This window comes from Rhizobium bangladeshense, assembly GCF_001662075.1.
Taxonomy (GTDB): domain Bacteria; phylum Pseudomonadota; class Alphaproteobacteria; order Rhizobiales; family Rhizobiaceae; genus Rhizobium; species Rhizobium bangladeshense_B.
Map to the genome: position 1 here is coordinate 587,468 of NZ_LYPL01000002.1, position 21,051 is coordinate 608,518.

The following is a 21,051-nucleotide window of genomic DNA, read 5'->3' on the forward strand; positions in this document are numbered from 1 at the left end:
GCTGGCGGAAACGCCAGCCTTTTTTGTGAAAACGTCATGGAGACGCTTGCTTTTCCTTGATTTGCAGGGCTTCTGGGTTCCCGGCGGGCCTGATGAAACCTATTCTGCGCCTAGCTTACATTTGAGTCGTTTCATACCATTTAGAAAGGGGTGGAAACATGAACAAGAATGAACTCGTGTCCGCAGTGGCCGAAAAGGCAGGACTGACGAAGTCTGACGCGGCTTCCGCTGTCGACGCGGTTTTCGACGTTGTCCAGGCTGAACTCAAGAACAAGGGCGACATCCGCCTCGCAGGGTTCGGCAGCTTCACCGTTTCTCATCGTGCAGCATCGAAGGGCCGCAACCCGTCCACCGGCGCTGAAGTCGACATTCCGGCTCGCAACGTGCCGAAGTTCACGCCCGGCAAGGGCCTGAAGGACGCCGTCAACGGCTGAGTAAAGATTATCCGCCAGCCGTAAACGAGACCGGCTGTGCAGGGTCTTTGAGAGGGGGTCGGCTTTGCCGGGCCCCTTTTTGTTCTGGCCGCTTGCCGCATCCGGCACTTTGTTTTACCACGGAGCTGTTCTCAGGGCGGGGTGAAACTCCCCACCGGCGGTAAGGGCTGCGGCCCGAGCCCGCGAGCGCTTTCCCAAGCTGTCGCGCGGGAAGGGTCAGCAGATCCGGTGCGATTCCGGAGCCGACGGTATAGTCCGGATGAAAGAGAATGAGCATGGCCGCGTGCGGGCAGGGGACTGCCGGCGTCAGCGTGTCGTCGCCTCATGCGTCCTGATTTATGTTGGTCCCTATTCTGGATAATAGACATGAATCAGAATTCCCTTGCAGTCTCGCAATCCCGCGCCCTTGCCGGCGCAACCTTCATGGTGCTTGGAGGCGTGGCCTTTTCGCTCCTCAACGTCGTCACCCAGTGGCTGACCATGAAGCTTGCCTTCCCCCCGGCCTCGGCGGCCTTCTGGCAATATGCCTTCGCCTTCTTTTTCTCCTTGCCCTTTCTGCGCAAGGCAGGCCTTTCGGCCATGCGCACCAGCTATCCCTTGCGGCATGTCGTGCGCGTGGTCTTTGCCGCGCTCGGCGTCGCGGCCTGGGTTTCCGGCCTTGCTTCGGTGCCGATCTGGCAGGCGATTGCGCTCGTCATGACCTCGCCGTTCTTCATCATCCTCGGCGCCCGCCTGTTCCTTGGCGAACGCGTCGGCGCCGCCCGCTGGATGGCGACCGCTATCGGCTTCGCCGGCGCGATGATCATCCTGCAGCCATGGTCCGACAGCTTCACCTGGGCAACATTGCTGCCGGTGCTCTCGGCGCTGCTCTGGGGCGCCTCGTCGCTGATCACCAAGAGCCTGACTGGCATTGAGAAGCCGGAGACGATCACCGTCTGGCTGCTGGTGCTGCTGACGCCGATCAACGGCGGGCTGGCGCTTTCGGCGGGCCTCGCCGTGCCGACGGGTGCGACGCTGGCTCTCCTCCTTCTGGCGGGCCTCCTGACGGTCGTGGCGCAATATCTGCTGACCCTTGCCTATGCCAGCGCCGACGCTGCCTATGTGCAGCCATTCGACGATCTGAAGCTGCCGCTCAACGTGCTCGCCGGCTGGCTGTTCTTCGGTTATGCGCCGGCCGGTTATCTCTGGCTGGGAGCCGGACTCATCCTCGCCGCATCGCTCTTCATCATGCGCAACGAGATGCGTCGGGAAAGGCAAGCGGCCTCTGCGTGAAATGTCACGGACTGTCATGTCTCTGTCATGGCAGTCCCGCAGAAAACCCTTGTTTCGACTATTCGACACATGGGGGATTTCATGACGATTTCATCGCGCCAGGCAGCGCTTGCTGCCGTGCTTCTCGCATCGGTTGCCTTTCCGGCCGCCGCCGAGCCGGTCTTCAACCGCATCGCCTCTTTCCCGGTCGCTCAGAACCTGCCTGATGACAAGGACAAGCTGTCGCCGACATCGGCCGAAATCATCACCGCGACCGACGACGGCAATACGCTGATCTACAGCGACAGCCCGCTCGGCGCGATCGGCTTCATCGACATCAGCGACGCCAAGGCGCCGAAATCAGGCGGCGCGCTGATGATGGACGGCGAGCCGACATCGGTCACCTCCAGCGCCGGCAAGGCGCTCGTCGCCGTCAATACCTCCGAGAGCAAGGCGAAGCCCTCAGGCCGCCTGGCGATCGTCGACGTGGCGACGAGTAAGATCGAGAACACGTGCGACCTCGGCGGCCAGCCGGATTCGATCGCTCTCAACAAGGACAAGACGCTCGGCACTATTGCGATCGAAAACGAGCGCGACGAAGACGTCAATGACGGCAAGATCCCGCAGGTGCCGGCTGGCGACCTCGTCGTCTTCCAGGTCAAGAACGGCACTGTTGATTGCGGCAGCATCAAGCATGTGACGCTGACCGGACTCGCCGGCGTTGCCCCCGAGGATCCGGAGCCGGAATTCGTCGCCTTCAACGGGCTGAACGAGATTGCCCTGACGCTGCAGGAGAACAACGAGATCGTCATCATCGATGCCAATAAGGCTGAGGTGAAGACGCATTTCTCCGCCGGCAGCGTCGATCTCACCGGCATCGACTCTAAGCGTGACGGCGCCCTGAAATTCACCGGCGAGTCGAAGGGCGTACTGCGCGAGCCCGACGCCGTGAAGTGGCTGGACGACAACCGCCTCGTCGTCGCCAATGAAGGCGATTACCAGGGTGGCTCGCGTGGCTTCACCATCTTCGACAAGACGGGCAAGCTCCTCTACGAATCGGGCGCATCCTTCGAACGCGCCGTCGCCCATATCGGCCACTATCCGGAAAGCCGTTCGGGATCGAAGGGCGTCGAGCCGGAAGGCCTCGAAGCCGCCAAGTTCGGCGACGACCAATATTTCTTCCTGCTCGCCGAGCGCGCCTCGGTCGTCGGCGTTTATAAGGATACCGGCGCCGACCCCGAACTCATCCAGTTGCTGCCGTCCGGCATTTCGCCAGAGGGTGGGATCGCCATTCCCCAGCGCAATCTCTTTGCCACCGCCAACGAGCTCGACTTCGGCAAGGATGGCGGCACGCGCTCGCATGTGATGATCTATGAGCGCTCGGAAGGCGAGAAAGCCTATCCGAAGATCGTCTCCGCCGACAAGGACGGCAATCCGCTCGGCTTCGCAGCCCTTTCGGGTCTGGCCGCCGTTCCCGGCAAGCCGGGCATGCTCTATGCCGTCAGCGACAGCTTCCTCGGCTCGCAGCCGACGATCTACACGATCGACGCCAGCAGGAAGCCGGCGGTCATCACCGATGCGCTCGTCGTCAAGCGAGACGGCGCCCCGGCCCAGAAGCTCGACATCGAAGGCATCGCGGTCGCCGCAGACGGTTCCTTCTGGCTGGCCTCGGAAGGCTATAGCGAGCGTCTCGTCCCGCACGCCCTCTACAACGTCAACGCCAAGGGCGACATCAAGGCTGAGATCGCCCTGCCGAAGGAGCTCGCAGCCAATGAAATCCGCTTCGGTTTCGAAGGCGTCACCATTATCGGCAGCGGCGACGATGCCACGCTCTGGATGGCGGTCCAGCGCGAGTGGGGCGACGACGAGAAGGGCTTCGTCAAGCTCGTCTCCTACAATCCGAAGAAGAAGGAATGGGGCGCCGTGCGCTATCCGCTCGACAAGACGGAAAGCGGCTGGGTCGGCCTGTCGGAAATTTCGGCTCAGGGCGACAGCGTCTACATCATCGAGCGCGACAACCTCGTCGGCGATGCCGCCAAGCTGAAGAAGCTCTACAAGGTGGCGATCTCGGAGCTGAAGCCCGCCAAGCTCGGCGGCGAACTGCCCGTCGTCAAGAAGACCGAAGCACACGATTTCCTCGGCGAACTCAAGACGGCGACCAACGGCTATGTGCTCGACAAGCTCGAAGGCTTCACCTTCGATGCATCGGGCAAACCCTATGCCGTCACCGACAACGACGGCGTCAGCGACTCCTCCGGCGAGACGCTGTTCTTCCCGGTTGATCTCAGCGCCACGAACTGAGGGGTCATAGAAGGATACAGGGAGAGGCCGGGCGAAAGCCCGGCGTCTCTTTTTTGATGCAAAGGAATCCATGGGGTGTCCGCATTCGCAGCGGGAAGGCGAGGGCATCCGACTGAAGAATATTTTGCAAAGCAGAGGGCTTCGGCATGGATGCTCGGGTCGAGCCCGAGCATGACGGAGATTGGGGCGACGCGACGGGGAGGAGGCGAGATGCTGGAGCAATTCCAACAGCTTGCGGGTGCGGCGAAGTTGGAGTTTGGCATGGACGATATCCCACACTCCGTCATCCTCGGCCTTGAGCCGAGGATCCATGCCGCGGCCTCTCACGCGTGCGGGTGCATGCTCGGCCCAGGCCGCGCATGAGAGGCCTTCAACAAGGGCGGCTCACCGGTGCTTCCGCAGCCCCCAGCTCCAACCCTACCAGCGCTGATGCACATGCGGCGCTATCAGCCGCGCGTAGATCTCGCGTGTCGCCGCCATGACATCGGCCGCAAGCGGCGCCAGATCGGCGGCCGCCGCATTGGCCTTGGCCTGTTCGCCATTGCGGGCGCCGGGGATGACGACGGTGACGGCGTCGCTCATCAGGATCCAGCGCAGCGCAAAGGCGGCCATCGTCGCGCCTGCGGGCACCAGCTTGCGCACCTCTTCCACGGCCTGCAGGCCGACCTCGAACGGCACGCCGGCAAAGGTCTCGCCTACATCGAAGGCTTCGCCATGGCGGTTGAAATTGCGGTGGTCGTCGCTGGCAAAATGCGTCTCGCGGGTGATCTTGCCGGAGAGCAGGCCGCTTGCCAGCGGCACGCGGGCGATGATCGCCACGTTCTTGCGCCGGGCTTCGGCAAAGAACAGGTGGTCGGGGCGCTGGCGGAAGATGTTGTAGATGATCTGGATGCTGACGACGTCGGGATACTCGATCGCCTTCAGCCCGTCCTCGACCTTCTCGACGCTGACGCCGTAGCCCTTGATCTTGCCGGCCCTCTGCAATGCGTCGAGACCGTCGAAGACCTCGGGCTGGTAAAACACCTCGCGCGGCGGGCAGTGCAGTTGCACCAGGTCGAGGCTGTCGACGGCAAGGTTTTTCAGACTGCGGTCGATGAAGCCTTCGAGATTGGCCTTGCTGTAGCCTTCGGCGACATGCGGATTGAGGCGGCGGCCCGCCTTAGTGGCGATCATTGGGCGCTCGTCGCCACGCGCCTTCAGCACGTCGGCGATGATTTTTTCCGAGCGGCCGTCGCCATAGACGTCGGCGGTATCGATGAAGGTCATGCCGGCATCGAGCGCGGCATTCAGCGCCGCGCGACCGTCCGCCTCGCTGATATCGCCCCATGAGCCGCCGATCTGCCAGGCGCCGAAGCCGACATTGGCGACGGTGAAGGGCATGCGGCCGAAAGCATGGTGTTTCATGAGAAATTCTCCCAATGCATGTTGCCCGGAAGTCTCCAGCGGTTCCGGTATAACGACATGCGTAAAACAAAGAACCAAAGCGCGTCGCATGAGCCAAGTTCAATGCGACGCGCTTTAGGTGATGAAAGATATTGGCCTATCAGCCGCGCGACTAAGCGGCAATTGCCGATCCGGCCTTGATCGCTCGCCTCGATGAAATATCGTCAGCTTACAAGGCTTCAACCGCAATGGAATAGAAAAGGAACGATCATGGAGATCAAACCCGCCGGCTCTCGCCCCTCGATGAAACCGCCGGCCGACTATTTCACCGGCGCCGTTCGCCAGGATCCGCTTATCGAGCCGCCGGCGCCGGCCCGGGTGCGGGCAACCTCCGTCACCTTCGAACCCGGCGCCCGCACGGCCTGGCACACGCATCCGCTCGGCCAGACGCTGGTCGTCACCTCGGGCAAGGGTCTTGCCCAGAGCTGGGGCGATGACATCCGCGAGATTCGCCCCGGCGACACCGTCTGGTTCGCGCCGGGCGAAAAACATTGGCACGGTGCTGCCCCGGACACGGCGATGACGCACATCGCCATACACGAGGCGCTGGACGGCAAGCATGTCGACTGGATGGAGCATGTCAGCGACGCGCAATATTCCGGCACGGTGTCGGCCGGTTAGAGCCGCTTCAGGCAATAGGAAAAATGCGCGTGTGATTCGACCGTCAGAAACTCGAATTGCCAGCCATAATCCTTGCAGAACTTGGTGACCGCCTCGACGACGCCATAGACGATCGGCTTGACCGTATTGCCGGTGCAGAAATCATGCCCGGCGATGCGCCCCGTCCGCTTCACCTTCTTTTCGCAGAGCAGCAGCTCTTGCCAGGTGAGTTCGAAGGAATGGTCGGTATCGATATAGGCCCAGTCGAGAAAATCGTCCTCGAATTCGGCGAGCTTTTCGAGTGACGTGCCCTGCATCAGATGCAGCCGGCCGGCCGCGATCTCGGTCGCGAACTGCGTATGGATCGAATCGAGGCCGGAGCTGTAGCGGTCCATCGACCAGGGATCGATGAGGTAGAGCTGCGCCGGGCGGTTCTTTTCCAGAATCTCCGCCGTATATTCGCCGAAGGCTGCCCCCACCTCGACGCCGATGCCGCCATTCGGGATCCGGTAGAGCAGCTCGCCGCGATCCGGCAGCAGGCGGGCGTTTTCCATATGATGAGCGCTGAGCGGGGTGCGCGGCATGCTCGCCCTAAGCGCTTGCCTTTCTTCACGTGTCTTCATCTCTGATCTCGGAATTGCGGGCGGTTGACGGCCCAGATGCGGTCTGCGGGGAACGTAGGAGCAGCGGACCTCGATGACAACCACATGACGGGAATTTGCTTCTTTCGGACAAATCGCTAAGTTTCATTCGTGGACCGACGAAAAAGCCTCGGGAGGAGCGATTTCATGAGACGCATGTGGCCGGAAGAATTCAACGCCGTCTTCAACGGAGCCGAGGAGGTGATGTTGGAATCACCCGCCGAGGGCGGCGAGGCGCCGTTGCACCGGAACGCGCTGAGGGCGCGCATCACCATGGAGGATTACGAGCGGATCTGGCCGCTCGCCGAGATGCGCTTCCGGCTGGGCGAAGGGGATCTGGCCGGCAAGGCCGTCACGTTGATCACCACCAATCCCCACTACCACGCCTGGCATCCGAAGGACGGCGGCAGCGTCGAGTCGGTCTCCGACAGCGGCCGCCACTTCAAGACGGATTATATCGTCGTGCATTTCCTGCTCGACGACGTCAAGGAAACCTCTCCCGCCTGATATCTCCAAGCCGGTGCCGGCCGCGAGCCCGCACCGGCTACGCATTCTGTTGACGCCGAGTGATTCCGACGCTGATGACAATCGCGGCGATTTCGCTAAGTTTGCCGAAATTTTCGTACCTAATTGGAGGTTCCCGTGACAGCGAACGTGCTGGATATTCCTGTCAAATCAGTGGATGGTCGTGAAACGACGCTCAACGACTACAAGGGCAGGGTGCTCTTGATCGTCAATGTCGCCTCGAAATGCGGGCTCACGCCGCAATATGAGGGGCTCGAAAAGCTCTACGGGGAAAAGCGCGAGCGCGGCTTCGTCATCGCCGCTTTCCCCGCCAACGACTTCATGGGCCAGGAGCCCGGCACCGACGTCGAAATCCTCGATTTCTGCACCAGCACTTACGATGTCACCTTCCCGATCTTTTCGAAGATTTCGGTCAAGGGCGAGGCCCAGCACCCGCTTTACCGGCAGCTGACCAAATCCGGCGTGAAGACCACCGGCGATGGCCCGATGCGCGAGCGCCTGAAATCCCACGGTATATCGGCCGGTGACGGGGACGATATTCTCTGGAACTTCGAAAAATTCCTGATCGGCCGCGACGGCAAGGTGGCAGCCCGATTCGCGCCTGACGTGACGGCGGATGATTCGCGGCTGGTTTCGGCGGTGGACAAGGAACTGGCGAAGGCATGATAGCCCTCGGGCTGCCAGGCGCATCGGGCCGGCAATGATTTGCGAAGGCGCTGAACGTCTTCAGATCCCAAGCACGGTCACCAGCGGCGGCGTAAAGTCCTTGAAGCCCAATCTTGGCCAGTCGCACCTTGCGTCAAATCGCGTCTTTGGTTTGTGGCGCTGGCAGTTCGGTTTCGTCTTGAATGCATAGCCAGGTAGGTTGACATAGGTGGGACTTGGCGCGCCAACGGCAATCACGATGCACAGCGTCAATGTGGAGCAGAGAGTTCTCATGGCACCCCTCCAGGCGTGAGAAACCTTCAAGCGCGGAGACTTTCCGGGCGGCGAATATTCCCACGTTTGCCGCCGCCCATCCATTCGCCCAATCGGAGTGGCGCAGTCGCCGGAGTAGTCCGTTTGGTGGAGGTCTCAGACGGCGAGCGCATCAGAATCTGGTGGACGTCGCGCCTTTGCCGCGCCGAAATTCTCCCGAATCCGCACATGGGTACGAAGGAGCTCCAAGCGTTGGTCTGCGAGCCCGCGATATCACTTGGCTATTTGAGGACAGGAGAAAAAATGGTGGGCGATGAGAGACTCGAACTCCCGACATCCTCGGTGTAAACGAGGCGCTCTACCAACTGAGCTAATCGCCCATCGCGAGCGAAGCCGGATCGACCTGCCGCGTTGGTGGCCGTGATCTATGCGGATCGCGGCAAAACCGCAAGAGTGTTTGTGAAGAATTTTTGATTTTTTTGGCGGCGGTCCCTCTCTTCGCGGCGCCGGTCGGGCGCGGCCGGGCTGTGGATAAAGGGGAGGGGAATGCGGCGGGCATCTCGGCTTCGACCGTGGCGTCGGCTTCGATCGGGCGTCGGCGCCGCCGCGGACAACGGAATTGCCGGCTTTTCGTTGTCCCCGCATGAGCCTTGCCGAAACAATTCAACGACTGTCATGGTTTTGTCTCCAAACCAGCTTGACACTAAAAGACGAACCCCGTAGTTAGCCGCTCATCGAAGCGGGCAGCCGTTTCGGTGAGGGTGCGAAGGCATCCGGATTGCTTGAAATGAAGTGCGGGTGTAGCTCAGTCGGTTAGAGTGCCGGCCTGTCACGCCGGAGGTCGCGGGTTCGAGCCCCGTCACTCGCGCCATTTCAAAAGAGGCGACAATCGCCGCCGTCCGGTTCTTCCGTCCGTCATGCGCGGGTGTAGCTCAGTCGGTTAGAGTGCCGGCCTGTCACGCCGGAGGTCGCGGGTTCGAGCCCCGTCACTCGCGCCATTCTCTTCCGAAAGCCATGCAGTTTCCAGGGGTCAGGCATGCAGCTTGAATCAGATTCTGCGGATTTGTCGCGACATCGTTGCATCTGCTTGATAATGTCCGCGCGCGACGCGTCGAATTGCCTCTGTAAAAGTCTTGCGCCGGGGCTTCGGCTGCGCTAACCACGGCTTGTTGCAACGCACGTTCGCTTGCCGGGCAATTGCCCAAATGTGCCGCCTGGCGCCTCCGGCAAGCAAGGATGAACATGATGACTGAACTGCTCAGTTCCTATATTCCGATCGCTATCTTCATCGCTATCGCGCTTGTCATCGGCCTGGCGCTGCTCATTGCGCCGTTCGCTGTGGCTTTCAAAGCGCCCGATTCGGAAAAGCTCTCGGCTTACGAATGCGGCTTCAACGCTTTCGACGATGCCCGCATGAAGTTCGACATCCGCTTCTATCTCGTGTCGATCCTCTTCATCATCTTCGACCTCGAAGTCGCCTTCCTCTTCCCCTGGGCCGTTTCCTTCGGCGCCATCGGCTGGTTCGGCTTCTGGTCAATGATGGTCTTCCTCTTGGTGCTGACCATCGGCTTTATCTATGAATGGAAAAAGGGAGCCCTGGAATGGGAGTGACCCCTGTGAGCAATCAGCCGCTCGTTGCCCAGCAGCCGAAGGGGATCATTGATCCCTCGACCGGCAAGCCGATCGGCAGCAATGACGCCTTCTTCGGCGAGATCAACAACGAGCTCGCCGACAAGGGTTTCCTCGTCACCTCGACCGATGAGCTGATCAATTGGGCCCGCACCGGCTCGCTGATGTGGATGACCTTCGGTCTTGCCTGCTGCGCTGTCGAAATGATGCAGCTGTCGATGCCGCGTTATGACGTCGAGCGCTTCGGATTTGCGCCGCGCGCCTCGCCGCGCCAGTCCGACGTGATGATCGTCGCCGGCACGCTGACCAACAAGATGGCGCCCGCTCTGCGCAAGGTTTACGACCAGATGCCCGAGCCGCGTTATGTCATCTCGATGGGCTCCTGCGCCAATGGTGGCGGCTACTACCACTATTCCTATTCCGTGGTGCGCGGCTGCGACCGTGTCGTGCCGATCGACATCTACGTGCCGGGCTGTCCCCCCACGGCAGAAGCGCTGCTTTACGGCGTGCTTCTGCTGCAGAAGAAGATCCGGCGCACCGGCACGATCGAACGCTAAGGGTTAAGGACAAGGCATATGAGTGAAGCCCTGACTGAGCTTGCGTCCTATCTTGGCGAAGCGCGCGGCAACCTGATCGCCGCCTCACAGCTGAAGTATGGCGAGCTGACGCTGACGACGACGGGTGAAGACCTGATCGCTCTTTTGACTTTCCTGCGTGACGATGCCAAATGCGGTTTCGTCAACCTGATCGATATTTGCGGGGTCGACTGGCCGCAGCGCGAACTGCGTTTCGACGTCGTCTATCATCTGCTGTCGCCGAAGCAGAATCTGCGCATCCGCGTCAAGGTTGCGACCGATGAGGATACGCCCATTCCCTCGGCTTGCGCCATCTATCCGGGTGCTGACTGGTTCGAACGCGAAACCTGGGACATGTACGGCGTGCTCTTCACCGGCCATCCGGACCTGCGCCGCATCCTGACCGACTACGGCTTCGAGGGCCATCCGCTGCGCAAGGACTTTCCGACGACAGGTTTCGTCGAAGTCCGTTACGACGATGCGGCAAAGCGCGTCGTCTACGAGCCGGTAGAACTGAAGCAGGAATTCCGAAACTTCGACTTCATGTCGCCCTGGGAAGGTACCGAATACGTGCTGCCGGGCGATGAAAAAGCGAAGCCGTAAAGGCGAATAGTGAGTAGCGAATAGCGAATAGTTGGAAGGGGCAGGCAGACGATAAACTCCTACAAGGATCTTAAGGTCTGGCAGATGGCGATCGATCTCGCGGTGGATTGCTATCAGTTGACCAGGAGGTTCCCCAAGGAGGAGATTTATGGCCTGACGGCCCAGATACGCAGGGCGGCCACTTCAAATTGCCGCCAATATTGCTGAAGGACACGGACGTGAAGTAACGGGAAGTTTCATTCAGTTTCTGCGCATCGCCCAAGGTTCGCTGAAGGAATTGGAAACGCATATGCTCATCTCTCATCGCATTGGTCTGATTGAGGAGAGTGAGTTCAGGCAGATGACCGATAAGTGCGACGAAATCGGACGAATGATTCGAGCGCTGATACGGAGTCTCCAGGAGAAACGATGAGACCGAACGAAACTATTCGCTATTCGCCATTCGCTATTCGCTTGATTGGCATCGCGTTTGGCATGGAGCACGCAGCATGACCGAACATAACGTCCGCAACTTCAACATCAATTTCGGACCGCAGCATCCGGCGGCGCACGGCGTTCTTCGTCTTGTCCTGGAGCTTGACGGCGAAATTGTGGAGCGGGTCGATCCGCATATCGGCCTCTTGCACCGCGGCACCGAGAAGCTGATCGAGACCAAGACCTATCTTCAGGCCGTGCCCTATTTCGATCGTCTCGATTACGTCGCGCCGATGAACCAGGAGCATGCCTATGCGCTGGCCGTTGAAAGGCTGCTTGGCATCGAGATCCCGATCCGCGGCCAGCTGATCCGCGTGTTGTATTCTGAAATCGGCCGCATCCTGTCGCATCTCCTGAACGTCACGACGCAGGCGATGGACGTCGGCGCGCTGACGCCGCCGCTCTGGGGCTTCGAAGAGCGCGAAAAGCTGATGGTGTTCTATGAGCGCGCCAGCGGTTCGCGCATGCACGCTGCTTATGTCCGTCCGGGTGGCGTCCATCAGGATCTGCCGGAAAAGCTCGTTCAGGATATCGGCGACTGGTGCGACCCCTTCCTGAAGGCGCTCGACGACATCGACAACCTGTTGACCGGCAACCGCATCTTCAAGCAGCGCAACGTCGATATCGGCGTCGTCTCGCTGGAAGACTGCTGGGCCTGGGGCTTCTCCGGCGTCATGGTGCGCGGTTCGGGTGCGGCCTGGGATCTGCGGCGCGCCCAGCCTTACGAATGTTATTCCGATCTCGAATTCGACATTCCGATCGGCAAGAACGGCGACAACTACGACCGTTACCTGATCCGCATGATCGAGATGCGCGAATCGGTCCGCATCATGAAGCAGTGCGTCAACCGCCTGCTGTCGGATGCCAAGACCGGTCCTTTCTCGTCGATCGACGGCAAGGTGGTGCCGCCGAAGCGCGGCGAGATGAAGCGCTCGATGGAAGCGCTGATCCACCACTTCAAGCTCTATACCGAAGGCTATCATGTGCCGGCCGGTGAAGTGTACGCGGCGGTCGAAGCGCCGAAGGGCGAGTTCGGCGTTTATCTCGTCTCCGACGGCTCCAACAAGCCGTACCGCTGCAAGATCCGCGCGCCCGGCTATGCCCATCTGCAGGCGATGGACTTTATGTGCCGCGGCCACCAGCTTGCCGACGTCGCGGCCGTCCTCGGCTCGCTCGATATCGTCTTTGGCGAGGTGGACCGGTGATGCAGCGTCTGCCGCTTGCCGTCGCACTTCTTCTTGCGGCATCCGGGGTTTCGGCTCAGGAGGCCGACACCCTCGGCACGCCGCTGGGCCATAAGGAGGTGACGCCGCCGGCGGCGCAAGCGTCCATGGGCGAGCTTTTGTCCAAGGGCTATCAGATCAAGGCTGCCATTCCGAACGGCAGCAAATTCGTCGTATTTATGCAGAAAGACCAGTCGGCCTATGCCTGCGAAATGCAGTCTTTGACCGCTTCGCGGTGTGGAACCCTAAACTGACAAGGCGTGAGGAAGAATGTCCGTTCGTCGATTAGCCGAAGATCAATTTCAGCCTGCCGCATTCGCTTTCAGCGATGAAAATGCGGTCTGGGCGGACAAGACGATCCAGAAGTACCCCGCCGGCCGCCAGCAGTCGGCGGTCATTCCGCTGTTGATGCGGGCGCAGGAGCAGGACGGCTGGGTCACGCGCGCGGCGATCGAAAAGATCGCTGACATGCTCGACATGGCCTATATCAGGGTGCTCGAAGTCGCGACCTTCTATACGCAGTTCCAGTTGCATCCCGTCGGCACGCGCGCCCATGTCCAGGTCTGCGGCACGACGCCCTGCATGCTGCGCGGCTCGGAAGCGCTGATGTCGGTCTGCAAGAGCAAGATCCATGCCCATCCGTTCGAGCGCAATGCCGAAGGCACGCTCTCCTGGGAAGAGGTCGAATGTCTCGGCGCCTGCGTCAACGCCCCGATGGTGATGATCGGCAAGGACACCTATGAGGATCTGACGCCCGCCCGTCTTGAAGAGATCATCGATACCTTCGCCGCCGGCAATGGCGCCAGCATCAAGCCGGGCACCCAGATCGATCGGATATTCTCCGCACCGGAAGGCGGCCTGACCTCGCTAACGACGGAAGAGCCGAAGGCAAGGACCCGCGCCAAGAAGGCTGATGCCGAAAGCGTATCGGCTCCTGTCGATGCGGCTCCGGTGCCGCCCTCCGAGGCCGCCCGCCCGAAGAGCACCGATGCCGAGACCAATGCGGCTCTGAAGACGCCGGCAACGGCGCCGAAGGCGGCTACGAAAAATGCCAAGGCAGCCGAAGAACAGCCGGTTTCCGGCACGGCGGCTGCCGAGCCGGCCCCGGCTGTCAAGGCCGTAGCCCCGGCCGCGAAGCCCAGCCTGACCGACAAAAACCGTCCAGCCGGCATCGAAAAGCCCGCCGCTCCGGATGATCTGAAGATGATCTCCGGCGTCGGTCCGAAGATCGAGGCGACGCTGAACGAAATCGGCATCTTCACCTTCGCGCAGGTCGCGAGCTGGAAGAAGCTCGAACGCGAATGGGTCGACGGCTACCTGAACTTCCGCGGCCGCATCGAGCGCGACGACTGGGTCAAGCAGGCCAAGGCGCTCGCCAAGGGCGGCGAAGCGGAATATATCAAGGTCTTCGGCAAGAAGCCGCGGTAAGAGGTGAAGCATGTTACAAGATAAAGACCGCATCTTTACCAACATCTACGGCCTCAAGGACAAGTCCCTGAAGGGTGCGATGAGCCGCGGCCACTGGGACGGCACCAAGCAGATTCTCGAAAAGGGCCGCGACTGGATCATCAACGAGATGAAGGCATCCGGTCTTCGCGGCCGCGGCGGCGCCGGCTTCCCGACAGGCCTGAAATGGTCCTTCATGCCGAAGGAAAGCGACGGCCGCCCGCATTACCTCGTCGTTAATGCCGACGAATCCGAGCCCGGCACCTGCAAGGACCGTGACATCATGCGCCACGATCCGCATACGCTGATCGAAGGCTGCGTCGTCGCGAGCTTCGCCATGGGCGCCAATGCGGCCTACATCTATGTGCGCGGCGAATATATTCGCGAGCGCGAAGCGCTGCAGGCGGCGATCGACGAGTGCTATGACTATGGCCTGCTCGGCAAGAACAACAAGCTCGGCTGGGACATGGACATCTTCGTCCATCACGGCGCCGGCGCCTATATCTGCGGCGAGGAAACCGCGCTGCTCGAAAGCCTTGAAGGCAAGAAGGGCCAGCCGCGCCTGAAGCCGCCATTTCCGGCCAATATGGGCCTCTACGGCTGCCCGACGACGGTCAACAACGTTGAATCGATCGCCGTTGCGCCGACGATCCTGCGTCGCGGCGCCGGCTGGTTCTCTTCCATCGGCCGCCCGAACAATGTCGGCACCAAGCTGTTCATGCTCTCCGGCCACGTCAACAAGCCGTGCACAGTCGAAGAGGAAATGGGCATTACCTTCCGCGAACTGGTCGACCGCCACGCCGGCGGCATCCGCGGCGGCTGGGATAATCTGCTCGCCGTCATTCCCGGCGGCGCATCCTGCCCGATCGTGCCTGCCAAGGACATCATCGACTGCCCGACGGATTTCGACGGCCTGCGCTCCGTCGGCTCATCCTTCGGCACGGCCGCCGCGATTGTCATGGACAAGTCCACCGACGTCATCAAGGCGATCGCCCGCATCTCCGCCTTCTTCAAGCATGAGAGCTGCGGCCAGTGCACGCCCTGCCGCGAAGGCACGGGCTGGATGTGGCGGGTGATGGAACGCATGGCCAAGGGCAATGCCCAGAAGCGCGAAATTGACATGTTGTTCCAGGTGACCAAGCAGATCGAAGGCCACACCATCTGTGCGCTCGGCGACGCCGCCGCATGGCCGGTGCAGGGTCTGATCCGTAACTTCCGTCCCGAGATCGAAAAGCGCATCGACCAGTATACGGCAAGCGCGCTCGACCACGGCGCGGTTCTGGAGGCGGCTGAATAATCATGACGGACAAGGCATCGAAAAGTGGGAAGAAGGAAGAAACCGTCGATATCGCGGCCGGCTTCGGCCGTCTTGCCGCCGAGATGCTGGAAAGCGCACAGGCGATGCCTGTGCATCCGCTGATGGCGCATCCGGCCGCAGCCTTTGCCGCCGCAACGGCGATTGGCTTCGGTTTCTCGACGCAGATGGCAGGCGCCTTTTTCGGGGCCTTCCAGAGCGCGCTGGAAACGACCGGCAAGCTCGCGGCCGCCCTCGACGATACGCCGCCGGACGAGCCGATGCCCGATGTCGACATCCGGCCGGAAAATATCCGTCCGGCCGTCAAGGTTTTCACCAAGCCCGCGGCCGACAAACCCGAGCTCGAGAAGGTGGTGAGGCCAAGGCTGACGGTGGTCAAGCCGGCGAGCGCGACGATCCCGGCAAGCGAACCGCAGCCGGCCAGCAAGGCAAAGCCGGTCGCGAAGGCAAAGCCGGTTGCACGGGCTGCAAAGGCCGACGATCTCAAGCGGATCGCCGGCATCGGCCCGAAGCTGGAGCAGGTTCTGAATGCCAAGGGCGTTCGCAGCTTTGCCGAGATTGCCGCCTGGACCGATGAGGACATCGCCCGGCTCGACGCAGAGCTTGGCTTCGACGGCCGCATCGCCCGCGACGACTGGATCGGCCAAGCGAAGGTTCTCGCCGGGCGGAGCCGCAGAAGGAAATGAACTGTCCGGCCGTGCAAACCGGCCGGAAACATGGGCAGATCGGCGGACGGGCGGGGGCCTCACGCTGCAGATGCCGGTGCGGGTTCCGGGTCTGGAGCGCGCGACAGAAAATTTGGGCGACATCGGCTGTCGGCAGGACGAAAGATCCGGCCCGGCAATGAAAATGTTGCAAAAACGGGTTTGTTTGCCGTCATCAGGCAAACGGGAAACAGGACTGAGCGACGATGGCAAAACTGAAGATTGACGGCAACGAGATCGAAGTTCCGGATCATTTCACGCTATTGCAGGCGTGCGAGGATGCCGGGGCCGAGGTTCCGCGCTTCTGCTTCCATGAGCGCCTGTCGGTTGCCGGCAATTGCCGCATGTGCCTTGTCGAAGTGAAGGGCGGCCCGCCGAAGCCGCAGGCTTCCTGCGCCATGAGCGTTCGCGACATCCGCGGCGGCCCGAACGGCGAACTGCCCGAGGTCTTCACCAACACGCCGATGGTCAAGAAGGCCCGCGAAGGCGTGATGGAATTCCTGCTGATCAACCATCCGCTCGACTGCCCGATCTGTGACCAGGGCGGCGAATGCGACCTGCAGGACCAGGCGATGGCCTTCGGCATCGATACCTCGCGCTACCAGGAAGACAAGCGCGCCGTCGAAGACAAGTATATCGGCCCGCTGGTCAAGACGGTAATGAACCGCTGCATCCACTGCACGCGCTGCGTCCGCTTCACCACCGAGGTTGCCGGCATTTCCGAACTCGGCCTGATCGGCCGCGGCGAGGACGCCGAGATCACCACCTATCTCGAACAGGCGATGACCTCCGAACTGCAGGGCAACGTCGTCGACCTTTGCCCGGTCGGCGCGCTCACCTCCAAGCCCTTCGCCTTTACCGCGCGCCCCTGGGAACTGAACAAGACCGAATCGATCGACGTCATGGATGCCGTCGGTTCGGCGATCCGCGTCGACACCCGCGGCCGCGAAGTCATGCGCATCCTGCCGCGCGTCAACGAGGCGATCAACGAGGAGTGGATCTCCGACAAGAGCCGCTTCATCTGGGACGGCCTGAAGACCCAGCGCCTCGACCGGCCCTATGTCCGCCGCGACGGTCGCCTGCAGCCGGCCAGCTGGGCCGAGGCTTTCGGCGCCATCAAGGCTGCCGTCGACGCTACCTCGGGCGACAAGATCGGCGCGATCGCCGGCGATCTCGCTTCCGTCGAGGAAATGTATGCGCTTTCCGAATTGGTGAAGTCGCTCGGCTCCGCCAATCTCGACTGTCGCCAGGATGGGGCGGCACTCGATCCGTCGCTCGGCCGCGCAAGCTACCTCTTCAATCCGACGATTGCAGGCATTGACCAGGCCGACGCGCTGCTGATCATCGGCGCCAACCCGCGCTTCGAGGCGGCCATCCTCAACGCCCGCATCCGCAAGCGCTGGCGCCGCGGCAAATTCCCGATCGGCGTCATCGGCGAGCCGGGCGAACTGCGCTACAGCTATGACTATCTCGGCGCCGGTCCTGACACGCTGAAGGATCTGGTCGATGGTGGCCATGCCTTTGCCGACGTCCTGAAGAACGCCGCCAAGCCGATGATCATTATCGGCCAGGGCGCACTGTCGCGCAGCGACGGCGCCGGCGTTCTCGCCAGTGCCGCCAAGCTCGCCGGTTCGGTCGGCGCGGTTGTCGAAGGCTGGAACGGCTTTGCCGTCCTTCATACTGCCGCCTCGCGCGTCGGCGGCCTTGACCTCGGCTTCGTGCCGGGTGCCAAAGGCGTCAATGCCGCTGAGATGCTGACGTCGATGGACGTGCTCTTCCTGCTTGGCGCCGACGAACTCGACTTCACCGCCAAGAAGGCGCGGCTGACTGTCTATATCGGCTCGCATGGCGATAACGGCGCGCATCATGCCGACGTCATCCTGCCGGCCGCAGCCTATACCGAAAAGTCCGGCACCTGGGTCAACACCGAAGGCCGCGTCCAGATGGGCAGCCGCGCAGGCTTTGCACCGGGCGATGCACGCGAGGACTGGGCAATTATTCGTGCCCTTTCCGACGTGCTCGGCAAGAAGCTTCCCTTCGATTCGCTGAGTGAACTGCGTGGCCGGCTCTATGCCGCTTTCCCGCATTTCGCCGCCATCGACGAGATCGCCGAAGCCGATAGCGCCCAAATTGCCGCAGTTGCGAAAAAAGCCGGCAAGATGAACAAGTCTGGGTTTGCGTCGCCGGTCAAAGACTTCTATTTGACGAACCCGATCGCGCGTGCCTCGGCTGTCATGGCCGAGTGCTCGGCATTGGCCCGCAACAACTTCAAAGTCGCGGCAGAGTAAGGGCAGGGGACCATGGATTCTTTCTTTTCGACCTATGTCTTGCCGGCGATCATCATGATCGGGCAGTCGCTGCTGCTTCTGGTCTGCCTGCTCGTCTTCATCGCTTATGTGCTGCTTGCCGACCGCAAGATCTGGGCGGCCGTGCAGCTGCGCCGCGGCCCGAACGTCGTCGGCCCCTTCGGCCTGTTCCAGTCCTTCGCCGACCTTCTGAAATTCGTCTTCAAGGAGCCGATCATTCCGGCCGGCGCCAACAAGGCGGTGTTTCTGCTTGCTCCGCTGGTGACGGTGCTTCTGGCGCTGTCCACCTGGGCGGTGGTGCCGCTCGCCGACGGATGGGTGATCGCCAACATCAATGTCGGCATCCTCTACATCTTCGCGATCTCCTCGCTCGAGGTCTACGGCATCATCATGGGCGGCTGGGCTTCGAACTCGAAGTATCCCTTCCTCGGCGCGTTGCGCTCGGCGGCGCAGATGGTGTCCTACGAAGTCTCGATCGGCTTCGTCATCGTCACCGTGCTTCTCTGCGTCGGTTCGCTGAACCTGACCGACATCGTCAATGCGCAGCATACCGGCCTCGGCACCATGCTCGGACTACCGGCGTCGTTCCTCGACTGGCACTGGCTGTCGCTTTTCCCGATGTTCATCGTCTTCTTCATTTCGGCGCTGGCCGAGACCAACCGTCCGCCCTTCGACCTTCCGGAAGCCGAATCGGAACTGGTTGCCGGCTTCATGGTCGAATACGGCTCCTCGCCATACATGATGTTCATGCTCGGCGAATATGCGGCCGTCTGCCTGATGTGCGCGCTGACGACGATCCTTTTCCTCGGCGGCTGGCTGCCTCCGGTCGATATCTGGGTCCTCAACTGGGTTCCCGGCATCATCTGGTTCACCCTGAAGGCTTGCCTGGTGTTCTTCATGTTCGCAATGGTCAAGGCCTTCGTTCCGCGCTACCGCTACGACCAGCTCATGCGCCTCGGCTGGAAGGTTTTCCTGCCGCTGTCGCTCGCCATGGTCATCATCGTTGCATTCGTGCTGAAACTGACGGGATGGGCTTGATGACGCCCACTCTCGTTTCCGGCAAAATTGGAGGTTGAAGATGGCAAGCTTGTCCAGCTCCATCAACTCGCTGTTCCTCAAGGAATTCTTCGGCGCGTTCTTTCTGTCGATGCGCTATTTCTTCCGCCAGAAGGCGACGATCAACTATCCCTTCGAAAAGGGTCCGGTCTCCCCGCGTTTCCGCGGCGAACATGCGCTGCGCCGTTATCCAAACGGCGAAGAGCGCTGCATCGCCTGCAAGCTCTGCGAGGCGATCTGTCCTGCCCAGGCCATCACCATCGAGGCGGGTCCGCGCCGCAACGACGGCACGCGCCGCACCGTGCGCTACGACATCGACATGGTGAAGTGCATCTATTGCGGCTTCTGCCAGGAAGCCTGCCCTGTTGACGCGATCGTCGAGGGCCCGAATTTCGAATTTGCGACGGAAACCCGCGAAGAGCTCTATTTCGACAAGGCGCGCCTTCTCGATAACGGCGACCGGTGGGAGCGCGAAATCGCCCGCAATATCGCGATCGACTCGCCGTACCGCTGATTGGGTTTTGAAATGCCGCGATGGAGCTCTGCTGCTCCTCTAGCGGTCAATATGCACAGGAGCTTTGCCGGCCAGCGCCGCAGAAAGCTCCATCGGGCAGAAAAACTCCCGGCTGCCCGGGGGAAGATGAAAAAGGCACCAACATGGGTCTGCAGGCTCTATTTTTCTATCTTTTCGCCTTTGTCGCGGTGGCGTCGGCGTTCATGGTCATCTGGGCGAAGAACCCGGTTCACTCGGTTCTGTTCCTGATCCTGGTGTTCTTCAACGCGGCCGGCCTCTTTCTGCTGCTGGGCGCCGAATTCCTGGCGATGATCCTGCTCGTGGTCTATGTCGGCGCCGTCGCCGTGCTCTTCCTCTTCGTGGTGATGATGCTCGATATCGACTTCACCGAACTGAGGGCAGGGGTTCTCGAATATGCGCCGATCGGCGGGCTGATCGGGATCATTCTCGCTGCCGAGCTGATCGTCGTCATCGGCGGCAGCGTCATCTCGCCTGAGATCGCCAAATCAGTCGCCATGCCGATCCCGGCGCTGACGGAGCGCACCAATACGGCCGCCCTCGGCGACGTGCTCTACACCAATTACGTTTACTTCTTCCAGATCGCCGGCCTGGTGCTGCTGGTCGCCATGATCGGCGCCATCGTCCTGACGCTCCGGCACCGCACCAACATCAAGCGGCAGAATATCCCCAGGCAGGTTGCCCGCACGCCCGCCACCGCCGTCGAGGTGGTTTCGGTCAAGCCCGGGCAGGGCGTCTAAAGGCAGGTCAAGGAACAAAGAACATGGTCATCGGTCTTTCTCACTACCTGACGGTCAGCGCCATCCTCTTCACGCTCGGCGTCTTCGGCATCTTCCTGAACCGGAAGAACGTCATCGTCATCCTGATGTCGGTCGAACTGATCCTGCTTTCGGTCAACATCAACATGGTCGCCTTCTCCCACTTCCTGAACGACATCGTCGGACAGGTCTTTGCGCTGTTCATCCTGACGGTGGCGGCTGCCGAGGCGGCGATCGGTCTTGCAATTCTCGTTGTCTTCTACCGCAACCGCGGCTCGATCGCGGTCGAAGACGTCAATATGATGAAGGGCTGAGTG

22 protein-coding genes, 3 tRNA genes, 1 pseudogene and 1 riboswitch are annotated in these 21,051 nt (G+C 61.4%); of the genes and pseudogenes, 22 read left to right on the forward strand and 4 right to left on the reverse strand.

Annotation, left to right across the window (positions count from 1 at the left end; all coding sequences use genetic code 11):
* The first annotated feature begins 158 nt into the window (after positions 1-158).
* The 3 genes from hupB (at position 159) to A7X77_RS06820 (ending at position 3,986) form a co-directional block, all read left to right on the forward strand.
* Positions 159-434 (forward strand): DNA-binding protein HupB, encoded by a 276-nt coding sequence (gene hupB / locus A7X77_RS06810; protein ID WP_003547346.1) that lies wholly within the window; start codon positions 159-161, stop codon positions 432-434.
* 123 nt (positions 435-557) lie between these two features.
* Positions 558-709, forward strand: a riboswitch (FMN riboswitch).
* A gap of 82 nt (positions 710-791) precedes the next feature.
* The gene (locus tag A7X77_RS06815) at positions 792-1,706 is read left to right on the forward strand and encodes a DMT family transporter (protein ID WP_432431336.1); all 915 of its coding nucleotides are present in this window, start codon (positions 792-794) and stop codon (positions 1,704-1,706) included.
* An 81-nt stretch (positions 1,707-1,787) separates the two neighbouring features.
* Entirely contained in the window at positions 1,788-3,986 is a 2,199-nt protein-coding gene (locus A7X77_RS06820; RefSeq protein ID WP_064682340.1) for an esterase-like activity of phytase family protein, read from the forward strand.
* A gap of 417 nt (positions 3,987-4,403) precedes the next feature.
* Here A7X77_RS06820 and A7X77_RS06825 read toward each other — a convergent pair whose 3' ends face one another.
* Positions 4,404-5,390 carry an aldo/keto reductase gene (locus tag A7X77_RS06825; protein ID WP_064682209.1) on the reverse strand — a complete coding sequence of 329 codons (987 nt, stop codon included), beginning with the start codon at positions 5,388-5,390 and terminating at the stop codon, positions 4,404-4,406.
* A 249-nt stretch (positions 5,391-5,639) separates the two neighbouring features.
* Here A7X77_RS06825 and A7X77_RS06830 point away from each other — a divergent pair, with 249 nt between their 5' ends.
* Positions 5,640-6,050: a (R)-mandelonitrile lyase gene (locus A7X77_RS06830; protein WP_064682210.1), complete on the forward strand. Its 411-nt coding sequence runs from the start codon at positions 5,640-5,642 to the stop codon at positions 6,048-6,050.
* Here A7X77_RS06830 and A7X77_RS06835 read toward each other — a convergent pair.
* Positions 6,047-6,652: a class I SAM-dependent methyltransferase gene (locus tag A7X77_RS06835; protein ID WP_064682211.1), complete on the reverse strand. Its 606-nt coding sequence runs from the start codon at positions 6,650-6,652 to the stop codon at positions 6,047-6,049. The genes A7X77_RS06830 and A7X77_RS06835 overlap by 4 nt on opposite strands.
* Positions 6,653-6,817: 165 nt before the next feature.
* Between A7X77_RS06835 and A7X77_RS06840 the strand changes: the two genes are divergently transcribed.
* On the forward strand, positions 6,818-7,177 hold the full coding sequence (locus tag A7X77_RS06840) for a hypothetical protein (protein WP_064682212.1): 360 nt from the start codon (positions 6,818-6,820) through the stop codon (positions 7,175-7,177).
* Positions 7,178-7,312: 135 nt separating this feature from the next.
* Positions 7,313-7,861 (forward strand): glutathione peroxidase, encoded by a 549-nt coding sequence (locus tag A7X77_RS06845; RefSeq protein WP_064682213.1) that lies wholly within the window; start codon positions 7,313-7,315, stop codon positions 7,859-7,861.
* Between the two features lie 60 nt (positions 7,862-7,921).
* Here the strand turns inward: A7X77_RS06845 and A7X77_RS32000 are convergent, their stop codons facing one another.
* On the reverse strand, positions 7,922-8,134 hold the full coding sequence (locus A7X77_RS32000; RefSeq protein ID WP_082928773.1) for a hypothetical protein: 213 nt from the start codon (positions 8,132-8,134) through the stop codon (positions 7,922-7,924).
* Between the two features lie 283 nt (positions 8,135-8,417).
* Positions 8,418-8,493 (reverse strand) — tRNA-Val (locus A7X77_RS06850).
* Positions 8,494-8,907: 414 nt separating this feature from the next.
* Between A7X77_RS06850 and A7X77_RS06855 the strand changes: the two genes are divergently transcribed.
* The 16 genes and pseudogenes from A7X77_RS06855 to nuoK all read left to right on the forward strand — a co-directional run bounded on the left by A7X77_RS06855 (position 8,908) and on the right by nuoK (position 21,048).
* Positions 8,908-8,984, forward strand: a tRNA-Asp gene (locus A7X77_RS06855).
* 50 nt (positions 8,985-9,034) lie between these two features.
* Positions 9,035-9,111, forward strand: a tRNA-Asp gene (locus A7X77_RS06860).
* Between the two features lie 247 nt (positions 9,112-9,358).
* A complete protein-coding gene (locus A7X77_RS06865; protein WP_010055493.1) occupies positions 9,359-9,724 on the forward strand; it encodes an NADH-quinone oxidoreductase subunit A in 366 nt (121 codons plus the stop codon).
* Complete coding sequence (locus tag A7X77_RS06870) at positions 9,715-10,299, forward strand: NuoB/complex I 20 kDa subunit family protein (protein ID WP_008521904.1); 585 nt, start codon at positions 9,715-9,717, stop codon at positions 10,297-10,299. The genes A7X77_RS06865 and A7X77_RS06870 overlap by 10 nt, the downstream gene beginning before the upstream one ends.
* 18 nt (positions 10,300-10,317) lie before the next feature.
* Entirely contained in the window at positions 10,318-10,920 is a 603-nt protein-coding gene (locus A7X77_RS06875) for an NADH-quinone oxidoreductase subunit C (protein WP_064682214.1), read from the forward strand.
* Positions 10,921-11,004: 84 nt separating this feature from the next.
* Positions 11,005-11,332 (forward strand): annotated as a pseudogene (locus A7X77_RS06880) (four helix bundle protein).
* Between the two features lie 76 nt (positions 11,333-11,408).
* Positions 11,409-12,599: an NADH-quinone oxidoreductase subunit D gene (locus A7X77_RS06885; protein ID WP_064682215.1), complete on the forward strand. Its 1,191-nt coding sequence runs from the start codon at positions 11,409-11,411 to the stop codon at positions 12,597-12,599.
* Complete coding sequence (locus A7X77_RS06890; protein ID WP_004680054.1) at positions 12,599-12,871, forward strand: hypothetical protein; 273 nt, start codon at positions 12,599-12,601, stop codon at positions 12,869-12,871. Before A7X77_RS06885 ends, A7X77_RS06890 begins: the two co-directional genes overlap by 1 nt.
* Positions 12,872-12,887: 16 nt before the next feature.
* A complete protein-coding gene (locus tag A7X77_RS06895) occupies positions 12,888-14,045 on the forward strand; it encodes an NADH-quinone oxidoreductase subunit E (RefSeq protein ID WP_064682216.1) in 1,158 nt (385 codons plus the stop codon).
* Between the two features lie 10 nt (positions 14,046-14,055).
* Entirely contained in the window at positions 14,056-15,360 is a 1,305-nt protein-coding gene (gene nuoF, locus A7X77_RS06900; RefSeq protein WP_064682217.1) for an NADH-quinone oxidoreductase subunit NuoF, read from the forward strand.
* A 2-nt stretch (positions 15,361-15,362) separates the two neighbouring features.
* Positions 15,363-16,064, forward strand: coding sequence for a hypothetical protein (locus A7X77_RS06905; protein WP_064682218.1), 702 nt, complete (start codon positions 15,363-15,365; stop codon positions 16,062-16,064).
* Between the two features lie 224 nt (positions 16,065-16,288).
* A complete protein-coding gene (nuoG, locus tag A7X77_RS06910) occupies positions 16,289-18,370 on the forward strand; it encodes an NADH-quinone oxidoreductase subunit NuoG (protein WP_064682219.1) in 2,082 nt (693 codons plus the stop codon).
* 12 nt (positions 18,371-18,382) lie between these two features.
* Complete coding sequence (gene nuoH, locus A7X77_RS06915; protein WP_064682220.1) at positions 18,383-19,426, forward strand: NADH-quinone oxidoreductase subunit NuoH; 1,044 nt, start codon at positions 18,383-18,385, stop codon at positions 19,424-19,426.
* Positions 19,427-19,466: 40 nt separating this feature from the next.
* On the forward strand, positions 19,467-19,958 hold the full coding sequence (gene nuoI, locus A7X77_RS06920; RefSeq protein WP_004680064.1) for an NADH-quinone oxidoreductase subunit NuoI: 492 nt from the start codon (positions 19,467-19,469) through the stop codon (positions 19,956-19,958).
* Between the two features lie 143 nt (positions 19,959-20,101).
* Positions 20,102-20,716 (forward strand): NADH-quinone oxidoreductase subunit J, encoded by a 615-nt coding sequence (locus A7X77_RS06925; RefSeq protein WP_064682221.1) that lies wholly within the window; start codon positions 20,102-20,104, stop codon positions 20,714-20,716.
* 23 nt (positions 20,717-20,739) lie between these two features.
* Positions 20,740-21,048: an NADH-quinone oxidoreductase subunit NuoK gene (gene nuoK, locus A7X77_RS06930; protein ID WP_012483438.1), complete on the forward strand. Its 309-nt coding sequence runs from the start codon at positions 20,740-20,742 to the stop codon at positions 21,046-21,048.
* Positions 21,049-21,051: the final 3 nt, after the last annotated feature.